This window comes from Aestuariivirga sp. (genome assembly GCF_044238155.1).
GTDB lineage: Bacteria > Pseudomonadota > Alphaproteobacteria > Rhizobiales > Aestuariivirgaceae > Aestuariivirga.
This window is the reverse complement of sequence record NZ_JBIIDX010000048.1, coordinates 1-20,442: the sequence shown is the minus strand read 5'-3', so window position 1 is coordinate 20,442 and position 20,442 is coordinate 1. Positions and strand designations below refer to the sequence as shown.

General features: G+C 62.9%; 20 protein-coding genes and 2 pseudogenes. 19 read left to right on the top strand and 3 right to left on the bottom strand.

Annotated elements, in window-relative coordinates; translation table 11 throughout:
- The 5 genes and pseudogenes from ACILRN_RS06885 to ACILRN_RS06865 all read left to right on the top strand — a co-directional run.
- Window positions 1–207, top strand: a pseudogene (locus tag ACILRN_RS06885) (hypothetical protein); the annotation flags it as partial.
- A gap of 318 nt (window positions 208–525) precedes the next feature.
- On the top strand, window positions 526–1,563 hold the full coding sequence (locus ACILRN_RS06880) for an amino acid ABC transporter substrate-binding protein (RefSeq protein WP_395686790.1): 1,038 nt from the start codon (window positions 526–528) through the stop codon (window positions 1,561–1,563).
- Window positions 1,564–1,619: 56 nt separating this feature from the next.
- Window positions 1,620–2,819, top strand: coding sequence for an amino acid ABC transporter permease (locus ACILRN_RS06875; protein WP_395686788.1), 1,200 nt, complete (start codon window positions 1,620–1,622; stop codon window positions 2,817–2,819).
- A gap of 1 nt (window position 2,820) precedes the next feature.
- Window positions 2,821–3,942, top strand: coding sequence for an amino acid ABC transporter permease (locus tag ACILRN_RS06870; protein ID WP_395686787.1), 1,122 nt, complete (start codon window positions 2,821–2,823; stop codon window positions 3,940–3,942).
- 3 nt (window positions 3,943–3,945) lie between these two features.
- Window positions 3,946–4,704, top strand: a complete 759-nt coding sequence (locus tag ACILRN_RS06865; protein WP_395686785.1) for an amino acid ABC transporter ATP-binding protein — start codon at window positions 3,946–3,948, stop codon at window positions 4,702–4,704.
- Window positions 4,705–4,713: 9 nt separating this feature from the next.
- Here the strand turns inward: ACILRN_RS06865 and betC are convergent, their stop codons facing one another.
- Window positions 4,714–6,258 (bottom strand): choline-sulfatase, encoded by a 1,545-nt coding sequence (gene betC / locus ACILRN_RS06860; protein ID WP_395686784.1) that lies wholly within the window; start codon window positions 6,256–6,258, stop codon window positions 4,714–4,716.
- A gap of 29 nt (window positions 6,259–6,287) precedes the next feature.
- On the opposite strand from betC, the gene yidD reads away from it, so the two are divergent.
- The 14 genes from yidD (at window position 6,288) to ACILRN_RS06790 (ending at window position 19,847) form a co-directional block, all read left to right on the top strand.
- Window positions 6,288–6,563: a membrane protein insertion efficiency factor YidD gene (gene yidD, locus ACILRN_RS06855; RefSeq protein ID WP_395686782.1), complete on the top strand. Its 276-nt coding sequence runs from the start codon at window positions 6,288–6,290 to the stop codon at window positions 6,561–6,563.
- A 261-nt stretch (window positions 6,564–6,824) separates the two neighbouring features.
- Window positions 6,825–8,783: a threonine--tRNA ligase gene (gene thrS, locus ACILRN_RS06850; protein ID WP_395686780.1), complete on the top strand. Its 1,959-nt coding sequence runs from the start codon at window positions 6,825–6,827 to the stop codon at window positions 8,781–8,783.
- A 38-nt stretch (window positions 8,784–8,821) separates the two neighbouring features.
- A complete protein-coding gene (locus tag ACILRN_RS06845; RefSeq protein ID WP_395686778.1) occupies window positions 8,822–9,550 on the top strand; it encodes an SDR family NAD(P)-dependent oxidoreductase in 729 nt (242 codons plus the stop codon).
- An 11-nt stretch (window positions 9,551–9,561) separates the two neighbouring features.
- Window positions 9,562–9,708, top strand: coding sequence for a DUF2256 domain-containing protein (locus ACILRN_RS06840; RefSeq protein ID WP_395686777.1), 147 nt, complete (start codon window positions 9,562–9,564; stop codon window positions 9,706–9,708).
- Window positions 9,705–11,225, top strand: a complete 1,521-nt coding sequence (locus ACILRN_RS06835) for a cryptochrome/photolyase family protein (protein ID WP_395686775.1) — start codon at window positions 9,705–9,707, stop codon at window positions 11,223–11,225. Before ACILRN_RS06840 ends, ACILRN_RS06835 begins: the two co-directional genes overlap by 4 nt.
- A 221-nt stretch (window positions 11,226–11,446) precedes the next feature.
- Window positions 11,447–12,037, top strand: a complete 591-nt coding sequence (locus ACILRN_RS06830; protein WP_395686773.1) for a nitroreductase — start codon at window positions 11,447–11,449, stop codon at window positions 12,035–12,037.
- Window positions 12,034–12,738: an HAD family hydrolase gene (locus ACILRN_RS06825; protein ID WP_395686771.1), complete on the top strand. Its 705-nt coding sequence runs from the start codon at window positions 12,034–12,036 to the stop codon at window positions 12,736–12,738. Before ACILRN_RS06830 ends, ACILRN_RS06825 begins: the two co-directional genes overlap by 4 nt.
- On the top strand, window positions 12,738–13,328 hold the full coding sequence (locus tag ACILRN_RS06820; RefSeq protein WP_395686769.1) for a flavin reductase family protein: 591 nt from the start codon (window positions 12,738–12,740) through the stop codon (window positions 13,326–13,328). The genes ACILRN_RS06825 and ACILRN_RS06820 overlap by 1 nt, the downstream gene beginning before the upstream one ends.
- A gap of 249 nt (window positions 13,329–13,577) precedes the next feature.
- A complete protein-coding gene (locus ACILRN_RS06815) occupies window positions 13,578–13,943 on the top strand; it encodes a response regulator (protein ID WP_395686767.1) in 366 nt (121 codons plus the stop codon).
- Between the two features lie 58 nt (window positions 13,944–14,001).
- A complete protein-coding gene (locus tag ACILRN_RS06810) occupies window positions 14,002–15,219 on the top strand; it encodes an MFS transporter (protein WP_395686765.1) in 1,218 nt (405 codons plus the stop codon).
- Window positions 15,220–15,312: 93 nt separating this feature from the next.
- Window positions 15,313–16,488 (top strand): DUF2336 domain-containing protein, encoded by a 1,176-nt coding sequence (locus ACILRN_RS06805; RefSeq protein WP_395686763.1) that lies wholly within the window; start codon window positions 15,313–15,315, stop codon window positions 16,486–16,488.
- Window positions 16,489–16,858: 370 nt separating this feature from the next.
- Window positions 16,859–17,812 carry an HlyD family secretion protein gene (locus ACILRN_RS06800; RefSeq protein WP_395686761.1) on the top strand — a complete coding sequence of 318 codons (954 nt, stop codon included), beginning with the start codon at window positions 16,859–16,861 and terminating at the stop codon, window positions 17,810–17,812.
- Window positions 17,809–18,711: an ABC transporter ATP-binding protein gene (locus ACILRN_RS06795; RefSeq protein WP_395686759.1), complete on the top strand. Its 903-nt coding sequence runs from the start codon at window positions 17,809–17,811 to the stop codon at window positions 18,709–18,711. The genes ACILRN_RS06800 and ACILRN_RS06795 overlap by 4 nt, the downstream gene beginning before the upstream one ends.
- 8 nt (window positions 18,712–18,719) lie before the next feature.
- Window positions 18,720–19,847 carry an ABC transporter permease gene (locus ACILRN_RS06790; protein ID WP_395686757.1) on the top strand — a complete coding sequence of 376 codons (1,128 nt, stop codon included), beginning with the start codon at window positions 18,720–18,722 and terminating at the stop codon, window positions 19,845–19,847.
- Window positions 19,848–19,890: 43 nt separating this feature from the next.
- Here the strand turns inward: ACILRN_RS06790 and ACILRN_RS06785 are convergent, their stop codons facing one another.
- Together ACILRN_RS06785 and ppnK are read right to left on the bottom strand one after the other, a co-directional pair.
- Window positions 19,891–20,019, bottom strand: a complete 129-nt coding sequence (locus tag ACILRN_RS06785; RefSeq protein ID WP_395686755.1) for a hypothetical protein — start codon at window positions 20,017–20,019, stop codon at window positions 19,891–19,893.
- A gap of 50 nt (window positions 20,020–20,069) precedes the next feature.
- Window positions 20,070–20,442, bottom strand: a pseudogene (gene ppnK, locus ACILRN_RS06780) (NAD(+) kinase); the annotation flags it as partial.

Sequence of the window (20,442 nt, the reverse complement as noted above, 5' to 3'; positions counted from 1 at the left end):
ACCATCTATCCGCCGCCCGATTCCGCCGCCATCGCGGGCCGCGTCAATGGCCACGAGCTGGTGAACCGGTTCGCAAACCCGGTTGTGATCCTCGAGGTCGGCACGCGCAGCGAAGGCGACCGCGTGCGTTACCCTGAAGCGGACATGGCTGCCGTCAAGGAGAACGGCAAATACCGTCTCACCCGCAAGGATGGAACGCCCGTCTGAAACCCGCAATCACCGCCGCCGCTTTGCCTCGATGTCAGGCGCCTGCGGAAATCGTGATTTCAGATCGCGGTCGGTGACGCTCATGTGGTTGCGTGTGTACTGCTCGGAGGCGTCGCGCAGCGGAACGATCTATCTACCGTCCTGTGCCTCCGCCCTTACGGGACGCGCCAGGGCGGGCGCGGGGCCCCCGTGGTTACCCCAAGTGGGAATGAACTGAGCAATCCTCACTTGACCCATGGGACGATTTGCGCAACCCATATGACACACTGGCGTCAGTGTAAGAAAAATGAATAATCACTTTATCGGGAGTGCAACACCATGAAATTAATTGCTAGGCTGGCCTTCGCTGGTCTTCTGGGCACGCTGGCCACATCTGCGGCCAGCGCCGCGACATTGGACGACGTCAAGGCCAAGGGCTTCGTCAATTGTGGGGTCAGCCAGGGCCTCATCGGCTTTTCCAACCCGGACAGCAATAACAACTGGTCCGGCCTTGACGTTGACTTCTGCCGCGCCGTGGCAGCCGCCGTGCTGGGCGACGCAAACAAGGTGAAATATGCCCCGCTCAACGCTAAGGAGCGCTTCGAGGCACTCAAGAGCGGAGTCATTGACGTGCTCTCGCGCAACTCGACCTGGACGATGAGCCGCGATACCACGCTGGGCCTGACCTTTGCCGGCGTTACCTATTATGATGGGCAGGGCTTCCTGGTGCCGTCCAAGCTCGGCGTCAAGTCGGCCATGGAACTGAACGGCGCTTCGGTCTGCACCCAGACCGGAACGACCACGGAGCTGAACCTGGCTGACTTCTTCCGCGCCAACAAGATGGAATACAAGGTGGTGGCCTTCGAGAAGAACGAGGAAGTGCTGAAGGCCTATCAGGAAGGCCGCTGCGACGTGTTCACCACCGACCAGTCCGGCCTTTATGCCGAACGCCTCAAGTTCACCAATCCGGAAGAGCACATGGTGCTGCCGGAAATCATTTCGAAGGAGCCATTGGGCCCGGTGGTGCGCTCGAATGACGTGCAGTGGTTCAACATCGTGCGCTGGGTCTATTTCGCGCTTCTGACGGCCGAGGAGCTTGGCGTCTCTTCGGCCAATGTGGATGAGATGAAGAACTCCACCAACCCCGAGATCCAGCGTCTGCTGTCGGTCAAGGTGACGGCGTCCGATGGCACCGAAGCCAGCAATGATTTCGGCGCCGGCCTCGGGCTTGGGCCGGACTGGGCCTACAACGCCATCAAGCAGGTGGGCAACTATGCCGAAATCTTCGAGCGCAACCTTGCACAGCTGAAGATCGCTCGTGGCGAGAACGCACTGTGGAAGGACGGCGGCCTGCAGTATTCGCCGCCGATCCGTTAAACGATACTGGCTCGGCCCGCGTCCGGTGACGCGGGCCTCTCCGCCTTTTCAGTGCAATGACTGCTCAACCTGCCGACGTATCTCACCGCGCGCCGCCGCCTGGCGCGGGACGCTGGTTCTATGATCCGAGGGTCAGGGGCTGGCTGGCCCAGGCCATCGTTCTCGTGCTGCTTCTGTGGGGCGTCTACGAGGTGGTGATCAACACGCAGACCAACCTCGAGCGGCTGAACCAGAACTTCGGTTTCGATTTCCTTGACCGCGCGGCGGGTTTCGATCTCTCGACCTCGATCCTGTCCTATTCCTCGAACTCCTCTTATGGAAAGGCGCTGCTCGTCGGCTTCTGGAACACGGCTTTGGTGTCTGTCATTGGCATCGCATTCGCCACCGTGCTGGGCTTCGCGCTTGGGGTCATGCGCCTGTCGCGCAACTGGGTGGTGTCGCGCTTCGCCACCGTCTACATCGAGATCGTCCGCAACATTCCGCTGCTGCTGCAGATCTTCATCTGGTATGCGCTGGTGCTGAAGCCGTTGCCCGGCCCCAAGCAGGCCATCGACCTGTTCGGCAGTATCTTTGTTTCCAATCGCGGCATCATCACGCCGCATCCCGGTTTCGGCGATGGGTCCTGGCTTGCCGTACTGTTGTTCGCCCTGGCGCTTGCCGGCACCTGGCTGTTCCGGCGCTGGGCCAAAGCTCGCCAGGAGGCTACCGGCCAGCGCCTGCCGGTGTGGTGGATATCGATGGCCGTGATCATCATCGCGCCGCTTCTTGGCCTGGCGCTCGCAGGCTGGCCCGTGACCTGGAGCTACCCCGAACTTGCGGGCTTTAATTTCAAGGGCGGCATGACGCTGGTGCCTGAATTTGTGGCGCTGCTGCTGGCGCTCTCGATCTATACCGCCGCCTTCATCGCCGAGAATGTCCGCTCCGGAATTCTGGCGGTCAGCCACGGCCAGACCGAGGCCGCCCATGCCCTGGGGCTCGATCGCGCCAAGACGCTCCGCCTGGTGGTGATCCCGCAGGCGATGCGGGTGATCATCCCGCCGCTGGCAAACCAATATCTGAACCTCACCAAGAACTCCTCGCTTGCAGTCGCCATCGGCTATCCGGATCTGATGTACACGGGTGGCACGGTGAATAACCAGTCCGGCAAGGCCATCGAGGTGTTCTCGCTGCTGCTTGTCGTTTATCTGGCGATCAGCATCCTGACATCGCTGTTCATGAACTGGTTCAACGCCCGCATCAAGCTGGTGGAGCGCTGAGATGGCGTCTGGCTTCGTCAGGACAAGTGAGGCGCCGCTGCTGCCTCCGCCTGCAGCGGCGGTAGGCTGGCGGGCGGGGCTGCGCCAGCGCCTGTTCCCCACGCCTTTGAGCGGTGTGGCCTCAGTGCTGCTGGCGATTGCGGGCCTCTGGGTTGTCTGGACCATTTTTGACTGGGCGATCCTGCGCGCCGTCTGGGTGGCGCCCGACCGCGAGCTTTGCAATGTCGAAGGGGCAGGGGCCTGCTGGCCTTTCATCGGCGACAAGCTGATGCAGTGGGTCTACGGTTTCTATCCGCAGGAGGAGCGCTGGCGGGTCAACATCGTCTATGCCGTGGGGGCCATTCTGCTCGGCTGGCTGCTCATTCCCAGCGCGCCGGCCAAGACCTTGAATGCAGTTCTGTTCTTCCTGGTCTATCCGGTGATCGCCTTCTATCTGCTGATCGGCGGCAGGTTTGGGCTTGCCTATGTCGAGACCTCCGCCTGGGGCGGGCTTCTGGTCACCCTCATCATCGCGGTGACGGCGATTGTTGTCTCGGTGCCGCTCGGCATTCTCCTGGCGCTTGGCCGGCGCTCCGAGATGCGGGTGTTGAGCCTGCTCTGCACTATCTTCATCGAAACGGTGCGTGGCGTGCCGCTGGTGCTGGTGCTGTTCATGGCCGCCAATATGTTTCCGCTATTCATGCCGCCGGGCGTCAACCCCGACAAGCTGCTGAAGGCGGTGGTGGGCGTCGCGCTGTTCGCCTCGGCCTATATGGCGGAGGTGATCCGCGGCGGATTGCAGGCGATCCCCAAGGGCCAGTATGAGGCCGCACAGGCCCTCGGCCTGCCGTATTGGAAGATGATGGGCCTCATCGTCATGCCGCAGGCCCTTAAGATCGTCATTCCGGGGATCGTCAACAATTTCATCGGCCTGTTCAAGGATACGAGCCTCGTCACCGTGGTTGGCATCTTCGATCTGCTCGGCATCGTGCAGGCCGGCTTCAACGACCCGAAATGGGCCAGCGCCCAGACCGGCAATACCGGCTATTTCGCTCTGGCGGTGGTCTACTGGGTGTTCTGTTTCGGCATGTCGCGCTATTCAATGTTCATGGAACGCCGGCTCAACACCGGGCACAAGAGGTAAGCGATGGTGGAGCAAGCGGCGAAGGCCCAGGGGTCGGCGGTGGAAATGCGCGGCGTGAACAAATGGTTCGGCCAGTTCCACGTGCTGCGTGACATCAATCTGAGCGTGGCTCGCGGCGAGCGTATCATCATCTGCGGACCGTCGGGTTCCGGCAAATCGACGCTGATCCGCTGCATCAACCGCCTTGAGGAGCATCAGCAGGGCGACATCGTGGTGGATGGCGTGCCGCTCACCTCGAACCTCAAGAACATCGACGATGTGCGCCGCGAGGTCGGCATGGTGTTCCAGCACTTCAACCTGTTTCCGCATCTGACCGTGATGGAGAACTGCACGCTGGCGCCGATGTGGGTGCGCAACATGCCGAAGGCCGAGGCCGAGGAGATCGCGCGGAAGTATCTCGCGCGGGTGAAAATCCCCGAACAGGCGCAGAAATATCCGGGCCAGCTTTCGGGCGGCCAGCAGCAGCGCGTGGCGATCGCCCGGGCCTTGTGCATGAACCCCAAGATCATGCTGTTCGACGAGCCAACCTCGGCGCTCGACCCCGAGATGATCAAGGAAGTGCTCGACGTGATGGTGGATTTGGCCGAGGGCGGGATGACCATGCTGTGCGTCACCCATGAGATGGCCTTTGCGCGCCAGGTTGCGAACCGGGTGATCTTCATGGACCAGGGTCAGATCGTCGAGGAGAACGCGCCCGAGGAATTCTTCACTCGCCCGAAATCAGCGCGCACGCGGGCTTTCCTGGAGCAGATCCTGCACTGAGGCGGCACACTACCGCCGCCGCTTTGCCTCGATGTCCGGCGCCTGCGGAAAGCGTGATTTCAGATCGCGGTCGGTGACGCTCATGTGGTTCCGCGTATATTGCTCGGAGGCATCGCGCAACGGCTGGAAATCCCACGGGAAGCGGTGTCCGCGTTTGAGGGCCTCGAAAAGCACATGCCGGGCCTGCTGGCTCTCCAGAACCTCACGATTGATGCGGGGAATATCGAATTTCGCTTCGACCTCGGCGCGGAACGGGGCCGCCAGCGCATGGCGCGGCGCGAGGTTCGCCAGCTCCAAGGGATCATCCTCGAGATTGAACAGCTGGTCGGGGTCGGGCGGAGAATGGATGAATTTCCACGGTCCGCGGCGCAGCATGTAGATCGGCGCGATGGCGCCTTCAGCGAGATATTCGCCCCAGGCCGTGCCCTGCGCATCCTCCATGCCGCCGATCAGCAGCGGATAGAGCGAGCGCCCGTCCACCGGCCGGGCCAGCGTTGCGGCACCCTCATTGGCGATGGCGGTCAGAGTCGGCAGAATGTCAGCGAGCGTCACCGGTTCCCTCACCCGCCGCGCGGCGAAACGCTTCGGGTTCCAGATCAGGAACGGCACATGCGCGGAAGGCTCGAGGAACGACATCTTGTACCACAAGCCCCGCTCGCCGAGAAAATCGCCATGGTCGGAGGTGAACACGATCACCGTGTCTTCGAGTTTTCCGGTCGCCTCCAGCGCGTCCATCATCTGGCCGAGGAGATCGTCGACATAGGAGATATTGGCGAAATAGCCATGCCGCGCGGCGCGGAGATCGGCTTTCGTCACCGTGTAGTCATCCATCGCGGAAACGTCATAAAGCCGCTGGCTGTGCGGATCGAGCTGCGCGCGCTCCATGCGCGGCACGGCGGGAAGCGGGATATCATCATCGCGGTAGAGGTCCCAGAATTTCCGGCGCGCCGCGTAAGGGTCATGCGGGTGGGTGAAGGACGCCATCAGGCAGAACGGCTGGTCCGGCGTGAAGCGCGCATAGTCATAGATCTTGCGGATGGCGAGGAAGGCCACCTCATCGTCGAATTCGAGCTGGTTGGTGATCTCGGCGATCCCTGGCTGCAGCACCGAGGTCATGTTGTGATACCACCAGTCGATGCGCTCCTGCCGCAGCCGCCAGTCCGGCGTCCAGCCGAAATCGGCCGGATAGATGTCGGTGGTCAGCCGCTCCTCCAGCCCATGCAACTGATCCGGCCCCACGAAATGCATCTTGCCGGAAAGGCAGGTGGCATAGCCCAGAAGCCGCAGGTAATGCGCCCAGGTCGGGATCGAGGACGGAAACTCCGCGGCATTGTCATAAACGCCGGTGCGCGAGGGTAAGAGGCCGTTCATCACCGTGGCCCGGGCGGGCGCGCAGAGCGGGCTCGTCGAATAGGCGTTCTCGAAGACGACACCTTCGCGGGCCAGCCGTGAGAGGTTGGGCGTCTTCACCAGCGGGTGGCCGTGAAACGGCAGGAACTGGGCCGCCAGCTGGTCGGCCATGACGAACAGAATGTTGGGTTTTGAGTCTGGCATGACCACGCCTATATTCCGGCAACCGGCCCATGAAAACCATTCTTCTCGCATTGATCAGGCTTTACCAGCTGACGCTCTCGGCGCTGATCGGCCGGCGCTGCCGTTATCTTCCCACCTGTTCGGACTATGCGGCCGAGGCGATCCGCAAGCATGGTGCGGGCCGGGGCGTAAGCCTCGGCGTCGCGCGGGTGTGCCGCTGCCACCCCTGGGGCCAGTCCGGTTTCGATCCCGTGCCGGAGGTCTATCAGGGCCCGGTCTGGCGAATGCAGGAGGAGCGGCTTGACCCCGGAAAGACCACGCACTAAAGGCCGAATTCTCATCACCCCCGGACTTGATCCGGGGGTCCTCTTTGGTGGCCGCCAAGAGGATGCCGCGGTCAGTCCGTGGCATGATGAGCATGAGAATGCCCGCCAATTTCATCACCCCCGGACTTGATCCGGGGGTCCTCTTTGGTGGCCGCCAAGAGGATGCCACGGTCAAGCCGTGGCATGGGTGAGAGGAGGGGGACGAGAAACACGTGATATCGCTTACCCGCACCCGTTGGCGGGAGTGAGCAGGAGGATGAGATGATTACCTTGACCTTCCCCGATGGCGCCCAGCGTCAGGTTGAACATGGGGTTTCCGCCCGCGACGTGGCGGCATCCATTTCCAAGTCGCTCGAGAAGAAAGCGGTGGCTGCCGTAGTCAACGGCACGCTCGTCGATCTCGCCGACCCGATCACCACCGACGCCGCGCTGCGGATCGTCACCCGCGATGACCCCGAGGCCCTCGAGCTCATCCGCCATGACTGCGCGCATGTGCTGGCGGAGGCCGTGCAGGAGCTGTTCCCGGGCACGCAGGTGACCATCGGCCCGGTGATCGAGAACGGCTTCTATTACGATTTCTTCCGCAACCAGCCCTTCACGACCGAGGATTTCGCGGCCATCGAAAAGAAGATGCGTGAGATCATCCAACGCGACAAGCCGTTCACCAAGACGACGAAGACGCGCGCCGAAGCGAAGGACTTCTTCCGCGCCAAGGGCGAGCTGTTCAAGGTCGAGCTGGTGGATGCCATTCCGCAGGGCCAGGAGATCAAGTTCTACGACCAAGGCGGCTGGACCGACCTGTGCCGCGGTCCGCACATGACCTCCACCGGCAAGATCGGCAATGCCTTCAAGCTGATGAAAGTGGCCGGCGCCTATTGGCGGGGCGATTCAAAGAACCCCATGCTCACCCGCATCTACGGCACCGCCTGGGCCAATGAGAAGGACCTGCAGGCCTATCTCACGGCGCTCGAGGAGGCGGAGAAGCGCGACCACCGCAAACTCGGCCGCGAGATGGACCTGTTCCACTTCCAGGAGGAAGGCCCGGGCGTTGTGTTCTGGCACGCCAAGGGCTGGACCATGTTCCAGCAGCTCATCGCCTATATGCGCCGCCGCCTGGCGAAGCTCGATTATCAGGAGGTGAACGCGCCGCAGCTTCTTGACAAGTCGCTGTGGGAAACCTCGGGCCACTGGGGCTGGTACAAGGAGGCGATGTTCGCCGCCACCTCGGCGGGTGACACCACCGAGGATGACCAGGTCTTCGCCATCAAGCCGATGAACTGCCCCGGCCATGTGCAGATCTTCAAGCATGGGCTCCGGTCTTACCGCGAGCTGCCGCTGCGCCTTGCCGAGTTCGGCAATGTCCACCGCTATGAACCGTCGGGCGCCTTGCACGGTCTGATGCGGGTGCGCGGCTTCACGCAGGACGATGCGCACATCTTCTGCACCGAAGAGCAGATGGCGGAGGAATGCCTCAAGATCAACGATCTCATTCTCTCCACCTACAAGGACTTCGGCTTCGAGCAGATCGTGGTGAAGCTCTCGACGCGCCCCGAAAAGCGCGTGGGCTCGGATCAGGCTTGGGACCGCGCGGAAAGCATCATGTCCGGGGTGCTCGAACAGATCGCGGCGGACTCCGGCGGCAAGATCAAGACCGCCGTCAACCCCGGCGAGGGCGCCTTCTATGGCCCCAAGTTCGAATATGTGTTGCGCGATGCGATCGGGCGGGACTGGCAATGCGGCACCACGCAGGTCGATTTCAACCTGCCGGAACGGTTCAACGCCTTCTACATCGGCGCGGACGGCGAGAAGAAGGTGCCGGTGATGATCCACCGCGCCATCTGCGGCTCGATGGAGCGCTTCCTCGGCATCCTGATCGAGCATTTCGCAGGCCATTTCCCGCTGTGGCTGGCGCCCACCCAGGTGGTGGTGGCGACCATCACCTCTGAAAGCGATCCTTATGCGCTCGAGGTGCGCGATCTCCTGCGCAAGGCGGGGCTGCGCGCCGAGGCCGATCTCCGCAACGAGAAGATCAACTACAAGGTCCGTGAACACTCCGTGCAGAAGGTTCCGGTGATCCTCGTCGTCGGCAAGCGCGAGATGGATGAGCGGGCGGTGAACATGCGCCGCCTGGGCTCGCAGAACCAGACGGCGATGGGCCTCGATCAGGTGCTGGTCGCCCTGAAGGATGAAGCCACGCCGCCCGACCTGAAGCGCGGCTAGAGGCTGAACCGGCTCAGGCTGTTTGCCGTATCCAGTTCATGTCCGGAACCTATATCGTGATCGGGGCAGGCGGTGGCATCGGCGCCGCGCTGTCCCGCAGGCTGGCAGCCGCCGGCAACACCGTCCACGCCATTGGCCGAAATGCCGCGAAACTCGAGGCGCTGGCGGGTGAGATCAAGGGCTCCTTCGCAGTGGCCGACGTGACCGACCGCGCCGCCTTGGAAGCCGCCGTCAAGGCTGCCGGGCCCGCTGTGTCCGGGCTTGCCTATTGCGCCGGCACCATCAATCTGAAGCCGGTGGCGCGCATCTCCGACGAGGACGCGCTGCGTGACTTCGAAATCAACGCGCTGGGTGCGATGCGCGCGGTGCAGGCGGCGCTGCCGGCGCTCAAGGCGGCGCCCGCTACGGCCAGCGTTGTGCTGTTCTCGACGGTTGCGGTGGCGCAGGGCTTTGCCTCGCATGTGTCGATCGGCATGGCCAAGGGCGCGGTCGAAGGCCTCATGCTTTCGCTCGCCGCCGAGCTGGCCCCCAAGATCCGTGTGAACTGCGTGGCGCCCTCGCTCACCAAGACACCGCTCGCCCAGGCGCTGACCTCGAGCGAGCAGATGGCCACTGCGATTGCCGGGCTCCATGCCCTGCAGCGGCTGGGTGAGGCCGATGACGTGGCCGCGGCGGCGGCCTTCCTCCTGTCGCCCGAAGCCTCATGGATCACCGGCCAGGTGGTTGGCGTCGACGGCGGCCGCTCCATGCTCCGCACCAAGGGCTGATCGTGGCGCGCATGCGCAAGAAGGAGGCGCTGCCCTCCAAACTCTGTGCCGCCTGCGGGAAGCCCTTCACCTGGCGCAAGAAATGGCAGCGTGACTGGGACAATGTGAAGACCTGCTCGGACCGCTGCCGCGCCGCGCTGAAGTCCAAAGCCAGATGAGCACGCTCCGCATCGTTCTGGGCGACCAGCTGACGCGTGGGCTTTCTTCGCTTCGCGACCATGCGCCGGGTGACACGGTGCTGATGATGGAGGTGGCGGAGGAAGCCACCTATGTGAAGCATCACAAGCAGAAGCTCACGCTGATCTTTTCCGCCATGCGCCATTTCGCGGCGGAACTCGAAGCCGATGGCATCAGCGTCGACTATGTGCGCCTGGATGATCCGGCGAACACGGGGTCGCTTACCACCGAACTGCGCCGCGCCGTCATCCGCCATCGGCCCTCCAGCATCATCGTCACCGAACCCGGCGAGTGGCGGGTGCGCGAGATGATGAAGGGCTGGGGCGCCGAGATCCGTGATGACGACCGGTTCCTCGCCTCGCCCGCGAGCTTCGCCGCCTGGGCGAAGGGCCGCAAGCAGTTGCGCATGGAATTCTTCTACCGCGACATGCGCCGCTTGTCGGGCTTCTTGATGGACGGCGACGAACCGACGGGCGGCCAGTGGAACTTCGACCATGACAACAGGAAGTCGCTGCCGCGAGGCGTGACACCACCCAAACGCCTCCGCTTCGATCCTGACCCGGTCACCCGCGAGGTGATGGACATGGTCGAGGCACGCTTTCCGGATCACTTCGGTGAGCTCGCACCCTTCGGCTGGGCGGTGACGCGTGACGATGCGCTGGAGGCGCTCGATCATTTCATCACGGCCTGTCTGCCGCAGTTCGGCGATTATCAGGACGCCATGAAGCAGGGAAACGGCTTCCTTTATCATTCCATCATCTCGCCCTATCTCAACATCGGGCTCATCACCGCGCGGGAGGTCTGCGCGCGCGCCGAACAGGCGTGGAAACAGGGCAGGGCGCCGCTCAACGCGGTCGAAGGCTTCATCCGCCAGATCCTCGGCTGGCGAGAATATGTTCGCGGCCTCTACTGGCTGAAAATGCCAGATTATGCCGCGACTAATGCGCTCGACGCCCGCCGCCCGCTGCCTGACTTTTACTGGACCGGCGAGACGGAGATGAACTGTCTGCGCCAGGCCATCGGCGAGACCAAGCGCCATGCCTATGCGCACCATATCCAGCGTCTGATGGTGACCGGCAATTTCGCGCTGCTTGCCGGGCTTGAGCCGCAGGCGGTGGAGGAGTGGTATCTCCTCGTCTATGCCGATGCGTTTGAATGGGTGGAGCTTCCCAACACCCATGGCATGGCGCTGTATGCCGATGGCGGCGTCATGGCGTCCAAGCCCTATGCGGCGTCTGGCGCTTACATCAACCGCATGTCGGATTACTGCAGCGGTTGCGCCTATGATCCGGCGGAGAAGCTGGGGCCAAAGGCCTGCCCGTTCAACTATCTTTATTGGGATTTCCTGCTGCGCAATGAGAAGCGGCTCAGTGGCAACCCGCGCATGGCCATGCCTTACCGCACGCTCGCTAAGATGGAGGCTGGCCGCAAGCGGGAGATTGCCACGGCCGCAGAGCTGTTTCTGGATGGGCTTTCTCAGTCAACGGGCCGCGCCTGATCGCCCCTCTCGGTGGCAGCCAAAAAAAACCGCCATCGCGCGGGCGATGGCGGTGCGGCTCCAAAAGAGCCCGAAGTCCCCTCTACTCAAACCCCCGCCTTCCGGCCGGCATGGGGAACACTATCGCACGGGTTCCGCTGCTGCAAATCCAGCCTTAACGGGTGGTTAATGTGCCCCGTCGGCATTGCCTTTTCGTGGGCAGACCGTCAAACTCGGGTGGCATGACAATTCTCAACGATACCCAGTCCGTTCTGGACCTGCTCCGCACCCGCAAGTCGGCCTCGGCCAAGGCAATGACCGGCCCTGGCCCCGCGCCGCTGGAGCTGGACGAAATCCTGCGCTGCGCGGTGCGCGTGCCGGATCATGGCAAGCTGGCACCATGGCGCTTCATCCTGTGGGAGGGTGAGGCGCGAGCGGCATTCGGCCAGATCATGCGGGCGCGCTGGCAGGCGCTTCACCCCGATCACGGCGCGGAGAGCTTCGCGATGATGCAAGGCCTGTTCCTGCGCGCACCAGTCGTGCTGGGCGTGATATCGACCGCGGGTGATCATCCCAAGATTCCCATCTGGGAGCAGCAGCTGTCTGCCGGGGCGGTGTGCATGAACATCCTCTATGCCGCCACCGCCTTAGGCTATGCCTGCCAGTGGAACACCGATTGGGTGGCCTATGACGGCGGCATTGCCTCGGCAATGGGCCTTGCGCCTCATGAGCGTGTGGCCGGGCTCATCTACATCGGAACGGCTGCGGCTCCCCTTGAGGACCGGCCACGGCCCGATCCTGCTGCCCTGATCACGAGGTGGACCGGCCCATGAGCATCCGTGGCGTGCTCTTCGACAAGGACGGCACGTTGATTGACGTCAACGCCACCTGGGTGCCGATCTATCGTCACGTGCTGATGGATCTTCTCGGCGTTGACCAGGACGGCGCCGAGGCGATGATGGCAAAGGCGGGCTATGATCGCGCGTCGGGGCGTTTCCGGGCGGGAAGTGCTCTGGCAGGCGGCACCACCCGCCAGATTGCAGCCATCTGGTGGCCGGATCTCGAAGGCGATGCGCTGGATGAGAAGATACATGCGCTCGACAATGACTACACCCATCTGGTGCGCGAGCGCCTCGAGCCGCTGATGCCGCTCGAGCCCATTCTCGCTGAGCTGCGCGGCATGGGGCTCGTGCTGGGGGTTGCCACCAATGACAGTCATGTGTCCGCGATCGCGCACATGACCCATGTCGGCGTCGTGGATCACTTCGAGGACATCATCGCGGCCGATACGGTGCCCGTGCCGAAACCATCCGGCAACATGGTGCGGCGCTTTGCCGAGATCACCGGGCTTCCTGCCGCCTCGATCGCCATGGTGGGCGACAATCATCACGACATGGAGGAAGCCCGCGCAGGCGGCGCGGGCCTGGCCATTGCGGTGCTGAGCGGCAATGCCGCGCATGAGGACATCGCCCATCTCGCGGACCACACCATTGCCAGCATCGCCGAGCTGCCGTCACTCCTCAGGAGCCTGTAATGTTCTATGACGCTGTCCGCAACGACCACGGCCTCGCGCAGGATCCGTTCAAGGCGATCGTCGCGCCGCGGCCCATCGCGTGGATTTCGACGCTGTCGCCTGCCGGCGTCGCCAACCTCGCGCCCTACAGTTTCTTCAATGCCTTCGCGCAGGCGCCGCATTACGTGGCGTTTGGCAGCGGGCCGCCGAAGGACTCGCTTCGCAACATCGAGGCCACCGGCGAATTCGCGGTGAATTTCGTCACCTGGGACCTGCGCGAAGGAATGAATGCCACCTCGGCGCATGTCGTGGCCGATGAATTTGAGCTGGCAGGGCTGGCCAAGGCGCCGTGCCGGCTGATCAAGGCGCCGCGTGTGGCGGCGAGCCCGGCCTGCCTCGAATGCCGGCTCTACCGCATCATCCCGCTGCCGGACGATGACGGCAAGGCCGAGGACAACATGGTGATTGGCCGGGTGATCGGCATTCACATCGCCGACCGCTACATCGCCGATGGCCGGGTGGATACCGCCGCCATGCAGCTCATCGCCAGGCTGGGCTACAGCGAATATGTCACGGTGGGGTCAGCCTGGCGCATGCGACGCCCGGATTGAACCTCAGGCACTGATTCGGTCTTGGCACATACCCTTTGCATCTGCGGCTGCGATCATTCGCAGCGGGCCTCGCAGCTGTATCGATCGGGCCTGTGCATAAGTCGGAAAAGGCCATGAATTCAGAAGCATCTCCGCTGGGTCACGGGCTCCGGGTCCGCCGGTTAACGCCTCGTTAACCTTCGGGGCGCAGTCGTGGGTCTTGGCACGGCAACAGGCATGTGAGCCTTGAAGCTGGAGAGGTCTGTGGACATGATGCGATGTCTGCTCGTTGACGACAACGCACGGAGCCGGCAACAGCTCCAGCAGCTGCTGTCTGGCCTTGGGCTTGAGACCTCGCTTGCCGGCGGCGAAGATGCTCTGCGGGTCTGCAACGACAACGCACCCGATGTCGTGCTCGTGTCGGCCACGGCAAGGGGCGGCTCTCCGCGCGAGGTGGTGAAGCGGTTGCGGCAAGGTGGCCGGGGCAGGCCGCCCGTGGTGTTCCTCTATGCCGAGACCGCCGATACGGCGCTGTTCGGCCAGACGATTCTCGAAGGCGCGGCGGATGTCTTGATGTTGCCATTCGACCGTGATCTCCTGCAGTTCAAGTTGCGGCAGGCGGGCCTGACGGTCTGACACCCCGGCTGGTGGCCGCAGTCGGACTGAGCCGCCATCGCCAGCCTGTGGAGTCGGCATGATCAATCGTTCCCTCGTTGTGTTGCTGATCAGCGTGGCGATGCTCTGTCTGGGGCATGGCCTGAGTGGATCGCTGGTCAGCCTCGTGTCCGATCAGAATGATTTCGGAACCGATGTCACCGGCTTCGTCATGGCCGGTTATTCGGTTGGCCTTCTCGCCTCCACCTATCTTGCGCCACGTCTGGTGAAAAGCGTGGGTCATGTCCGGACATTCGCCGGCCTTGCCTCGACCGCCTCCACGGCGGTTCTGCTCTTTCCGCTGTGGGTCGATCCGGTGTTCTGGTTCGTCTTGCGGGTGCTGACCGGGCTCAGCGTGTCGGGCATGTTCATCGTCTGCGAGAGCTGGCTCAACACGGTCTCGAGCAACCGCAATCGCGGCCGGACGCTGTCCGTCTACATGATCATCACCTATGGCTCGCTTGGTCTTGGACAGCTGTTGCTCAACGTCTCCGACGAAACCGGCTTCGTACGCTTCATCATCGTCTCGTGCCTGCTGTCGATGTCGCTCGTGCCGCTCATCCTCGTGCCCTCGCAGGCCCCCAGTGTCGAGGGAGCGCGAAGTGTCTCGCTGCAGGAGATCTGGCAGGCCTCGCCGCTGGCGCTTGTCGGCGTGCTGGCCTGCGGGCTTGCGCAGAGTGCGTTCTTTGCACTCGGCGTGGTGTTTGGCCTCGCCAAGGGCTTGCCGCTGGTGCTGGTGTCGATCATGATGGCGTTGCCGCCGCTCGGCGTCATTCTTTCACAATATCCGATCGGCTGGGTGTCTGACCGCTTCGACCGCCGCACCATCATCATGCTCCTGAGCTTCATCTCCGCTGCAATTGCGGCCATCACCCTGGCGGGCGGCTACTACGTGTCGCGCATGATGTTGATCGCCCTGGTCACCGCCTTCGGCGTCGTGACGCTTCCGATCTATTCGCTTGTCGTGGCGCATGCCAACGACCATCTGCGGCGGGACCAGGTCCTCGGTGCATCTGCCAAGATTGTCCTGCTCTATGGCGCGGGATCGATCATCGGGCCGTTGCTCGTCGGCGCCGTGATGCGGCGTATCGGCGGAGACGGCTTCCTGATCTACATGATCGTCGTGCAGGGCTGTCTGGGTGGCTTTGCGCTTTGGCGCATGTGGCGCCGGCCCGACCGCATCAAGGGGCAGGGCAGCGATGTCATGACGGTGAGCCCGGTCACCACCCCGGCCGGGCAGGGCCTCGCGGCGGAGTGAGCCGGGCTGCCGGCCTTCGCATCGTTAACAAACGCGGTGAACGGAATGTTAAACCTTTGGGTGTGAGTATGTGCCTACGAGGAGCATTTACCGATGCAGGATCAAGACAGGCACCCACCCACCCTGGGTCTCGATGTTCAGGTTTTGATGGACGCCACCGAGCAGTGCAGCGTGGAACAGCGCCAGCAGCTGGCGGCGCAGGTTGCGGCCTTCCTGTGCAGCGAAGGGGAACCGCAGCAGGAGCGCGAGCAGCTCATTGCTGTGGCTCTGCGGCTGGCGGCCGATGCGTCGCCGGAGGTGCGCGAAGTGCTGGCCCGCGGCCTGTCCGGTCTCGCCGGGCTTCATCCCGACCTCCTGTTCGCGATCGTTTCAGATGACGACAACATCGCCTTGCCCTTCCTCTGCGCAACGCCCGCACTCACACAGTTGCACATGCTGTCGGTGCTGCGCGTCGGCGATGAGGCGCGCCAGGCCGCCATCCTGTCGCGGCCCGACGTCACCACGGATGTCATCGACTTCGTGGTGAAATCGCTGCCGCTGGCCCTGAACCGGCTCCTCCTCAAGTCAGACCGGTTCTGCCTCACCTCCCAGCAGTTTCAGACCCTCTACGATCGTTTCAGCGACCAGCAGGACATGACCGACCTGCTGCTTGCGAGGCCGGACCTGCCTGCATCGATCCGCATTCTGCAGGTCCGCCGTGCGGCCACTAGCCTTCAGGGGCTTCTCTCCGAGCGTGACTGGCTGCAGGGCGGCGATGCGGCGGGCCTCATCGAGGAGGCGGAGGAGAACGCTGTTCTCGAATTGCTCGGCTCGACGCGTGCGGCACAGCTGCCGTCGCTGGTGTCGTTCCTCGTCAACCAGGACATTCTCACGCCATCCATCATCGTTCGGGCTGCCTGCCGTGGTGACATCGACATCGTGACGAATTGCCTTGCGATTCTCGCCCACTGGCCGGTCGAGCGGGTCAGACAGCAGGTGTTCGGCAGCGGCAATCTGCGCACGCTGATCGAGCGCGCCGGCCTGCCGCAGTCCTGCCACTGGCCGCTCAGGGCGGTCTGTGACGTCGCCCATGACCAGCGCCTCGACGGCGTGCGGCTGACCAGCGACGAATTCGGCAGCCGCGTGGTGGAGGCCCTGATGACCCGTTATGCGGCCATGCCGAAGGCCGAGCAACCCCGCAGCCTCGACGTTGTCAGCCGCTATGCCTCGGGGCGGGCCCGTCTGATCGCGCGTCGGCTGAAGGACGATCTCATGGCCGAGGCGGCATAGGCTTTTGCCGTTCAGGCAGCAGACATGGTGATTCCACCTCAGGCGGGCTCTTCTGTTTGGTGGCGAGCACGGTAATCGTCCCGGCCGCAGGGGCGGGGGCGTGGTCATCAGCCCGCCTGACCTCCTGTTGGGCTGAAAGGCCCTTGCAAATCGCAACCAATGTAAATCCTGAGATTGTAACTTTTCGCTGGCCACGGGCAGAGGCCGTTTTTTAGTTCAATGAAACCGTTTTCTTGTCTACTGACAACCGCAATCGGGGCCGTCGGAGTCCAATGATGCGAAAACATGATCCAGAGGGCCGATCGGACGTCGGGAAGCCGGGCAAGGGCTTGCCTGCGGTCAGAAACGCTGCGCGGTACCGCCGGTTGCCATGAGCACTCTTTGTTCAATCGCCCTGATTTTCTTCGCGCTCACCGCCTGCATCGACCCTGGCCCACCGCGTGTGTCGGGTTATGTCGAGGGCATGTATGTTGACGTTGCGCCCATTGATACCGCCGTGGTGGTGGAACTTCCCGTGACCGAGGGCGAGCGTATCGTTGCTGGTCAGGTGCTTGCCGAACTCGAGAAAACAGACAGCCAGCTGGCGCTGACCGAGGCGAGGGCCTTGGCCAACGCCGCCAAGGCCACCTTGTCCGACATGTACAAGGGACTGCGACCGGAGGAAAAGAGGGCCCTGCAGGCCTCGGTCTCGTCCTGGGAGGCGGAGGTGTCGAGACTCCAGGATGAGTATGATCGAAGCGCCGTGCTGTTTGGCAAGTCGGTTGTATCGCTGGCCGAGCACCGGAGAAGCAAGACGGCCCTTGCCGTTGCAAAGGCGAGGCTTGACGAGGCCCGCGCTGGCCTGACCGCAGCCGGCCTGCCCTCGCGGGATGGTGTGGTCGAGTCGCAGCAGGCAAAATACGAAGCCGCGGATGCCGCGCTGCGTCTTGCCGAATGGCGCAATTCAAAGCGCACCATCAGGGCCGAAGTGAACGGGCGCATAGAACAGATCATGCGGCGGCCTGGCGAACGGGCCGGGCCCTGGGATCCCATCCTGACGATCCTTCCCGATGGCAATACCAGGGTGAAGTTCTATGTCGCCGGAAGCGATATGTCATGGTTCAGGCTGGGGGAGATCGTGGATCTGTCGTGCGCCTCCTGCCCGGCAAAACTCACGGCGCGCATTTCCCACGTCGCCAATTCACCGGCCTTCACGCCGCCCGTGCTCTACTCGGCGGAACAAAACCAGCGGCTGACCTACGCGGTCGAGGCGCGGCCGGAAGAAGGCGAGACCGCCCTGCAGCCGGGGCTGATTGTCACGATACGGCCCCACCCCCAGAAATGAGCGTCATCAATGTCAGTGGTCTGACGAAGCGCTTTGGTTTGCGAACTGCGGTCGATTCCGTGGACCTTTCTGTTGAGTCCGGCGAGATCATGGGCTTCCTCGGGCCGAATGGCTCCGGCAAGACCACCACGATCCGCATGGTCTGCGGATTGCTGACGCCGGATGCAGGTTCTGGAACCGTGCTTGGCTTCGATGTCCGCCGCCAGAGCAAGGAGATAAAGCGGCACGTTGGCTACATGACCCAGCGCTTCACGCTCTACGAGGACCTTACCGTGGAGGAGAACCTCAAATTCGTGGCCCGCGCTCATGGGCTGTCCCGGTTTCGCGGCAGGCTGGAGGCGACGCTTCAGGACATGGGTCTCATGCCACGTCGGCGCCAGCTTGCCGGAACGCTATCGGGTGGGTGGAAGCAGCGTCTTTCGCTTGCAGCGAGCCTGATCCACACGCCAAGGATACTCCTCCTCGACGAGCCGACGGCCGGGGTGGATCCTATGGCGCGCCGGGAGTTCTGGGACGAGATGCACCAGCTGGCTCAGGCCGGGCTGACGATCCTCGTCTCGACCCACTACATGGACGAAGCCGAACGCTGCCACAGGATCAGCTTCATCGATGAAGGCAGGATGGTTGCCACGGGGCGTCCGTCAGAGGTGATCGCATCCGCCGCCCTTGTGACCTTCCGCGTGTCGGGAGCCTTTGCGCCAACTCTCTCGAACGATCTCGCGCGCCAGCCTGGCGTCGAAGCGGTGCTCGCCTTCGGGTCATCGCTTCATGTGATCGGGCGCGACAGGGAGCAACTCCGCAAAGCCATGCAGGCGGTGGACGGTAAATCCCTCGATTATGCTGAATGTGCAACGATGCTCGAAGACGTGATCTACCACCTGGTGCAACAGAGGAACTGACCTGATCCATGATGTTTGTGTCAGCTCTTTTCGCCGTCCTGACCAAGGAACTGGTTCAGCTCATGCGGGATCGCCTGACCTTCGGCATCCTGTTTGGACTGCCGATCATCGAGTTGCTGTTTTTTGGCTTTGCCATCAATGCCGACGTGAAGCAGGTTCCGACCGCCGTCCTCGATTTTTCCCGAAGCAGCCTGTCGCGCAGCTTTCTGACCAATATGGAGGTATCGGGCTATTTCCAGCTGGCTGACGTTGCAGGCAGCCTTGAACGCGCCGAGAGCAAGATGATGTCGGGCGACGTCATGATCATCGTTGTCATTCCGTCGGACCTCAGCGAACGGGTACATCGGGGCGAGAAGCCGGCGCTTCTTGTCGAGGCCGACATGACTGACCCGGTGGCGGTCAACAGCGCCCTGTCCACGCTTGAGGTTATCGGCCAGCAGACGATCAAGGCCGAATTTTCGAACCAGTCCGGTCACGCGCAGTCCAGCGTACGGCAGCTCGATATTGTCCTGCACAAGCGCTTCAACCCTGAAGCCATTACGCGCTACAATTTCCTTCCGGGCCTCCAGGGCGTGATACTGGAGATCAGCCTGCTCACAATGGTTGGCCTTTCCTTCACGCGGGAGAAGGAGCGCGGCACCGTCGAAATGTTGCTGGCCCTGCCAATCAATCCAGCCGCGCTCGTTCTCGGCAAGACGCTTACCTATGTGGGTGTCGGCTTCATCCAGTCGCTGTCGGTCCTGTTGCTGATCCGATATGTCTTCGCGGTCCCCTTTGAGGGATCGCCGGTGCTCGTGGCGGCAGCATGCATGGTGTTTGTCGTTGCATCCGTCCTGCTGGGCTACTTGTTCTCGACTTTCTCCAAAACCCAGATGCAGGTGATGAACATCATCGTGTTCTACTTCCTGATCACCGTCCTGCTGTCTGGCTTCATATTTCCGTTCCACGGCATGCCGTCATGGGCGCGTGGCATCGGAGAGGCGTTGCCGCTCACGCATTTCATGCGGATTGTTCGTGGGGTGATGCTGAAGGGGTCTGACCTGTGGCACATAGGTCACGAGTTTGGCATTCTGCTCAGCTTTATCGCTGGTTTTTACGTCTTCGCCGTCTATCGCTTCAGCCGGACGCTCGATTGAGTCCATCGCCAGCCGGCGGCGAGGCAGGCCTGCGCTTGCAGCTTCAGATGCCGGTCTTCTCGCCGCCGTCTGGTCCGTAGAACAGAACCCACATGCCGAGATCGTTGCTGAAGTCGAGGAAGCGGTGCTGCACGCCCGCCGCCACGAAGATCGCATCTCCCGGTGTTGGCAAAGAAGGGAACCGGTCGCGGTCGTGGGTCGAAGTCTGTTCGATGTTTCTGGCTAGAACCTGAACTGTTCCCGCAGCACGCGCTCGGCCAGGCTGTGGCCAGGGTCGAACAGGATCCTGGCGGATTTGGTCTGGTCCTGCGCGATCTCGACCTCGCGCACATGGCGCACTTCGACGTGGTCTGCAACCGCTGCCACCGGGCGTTTGTCGGCCTCGAGGACGGTGATCGACACGCTGGCCTGATGCGGCAGGATTGCCCCGCGCCAGCCGCGGGGGCGGAACGCGCTGATCGGTGTGAGTGCGAGAAGATCGGAATTGATCGGCAGAATGGGTCCGTGGGCGGACAGATTGTAGGCGGTGCTGCCTGCCGGTGTGGCTACCAGGATGCCGTCGCAGATCAGCTCGTCGATGCGCGGCTTGTTGTCG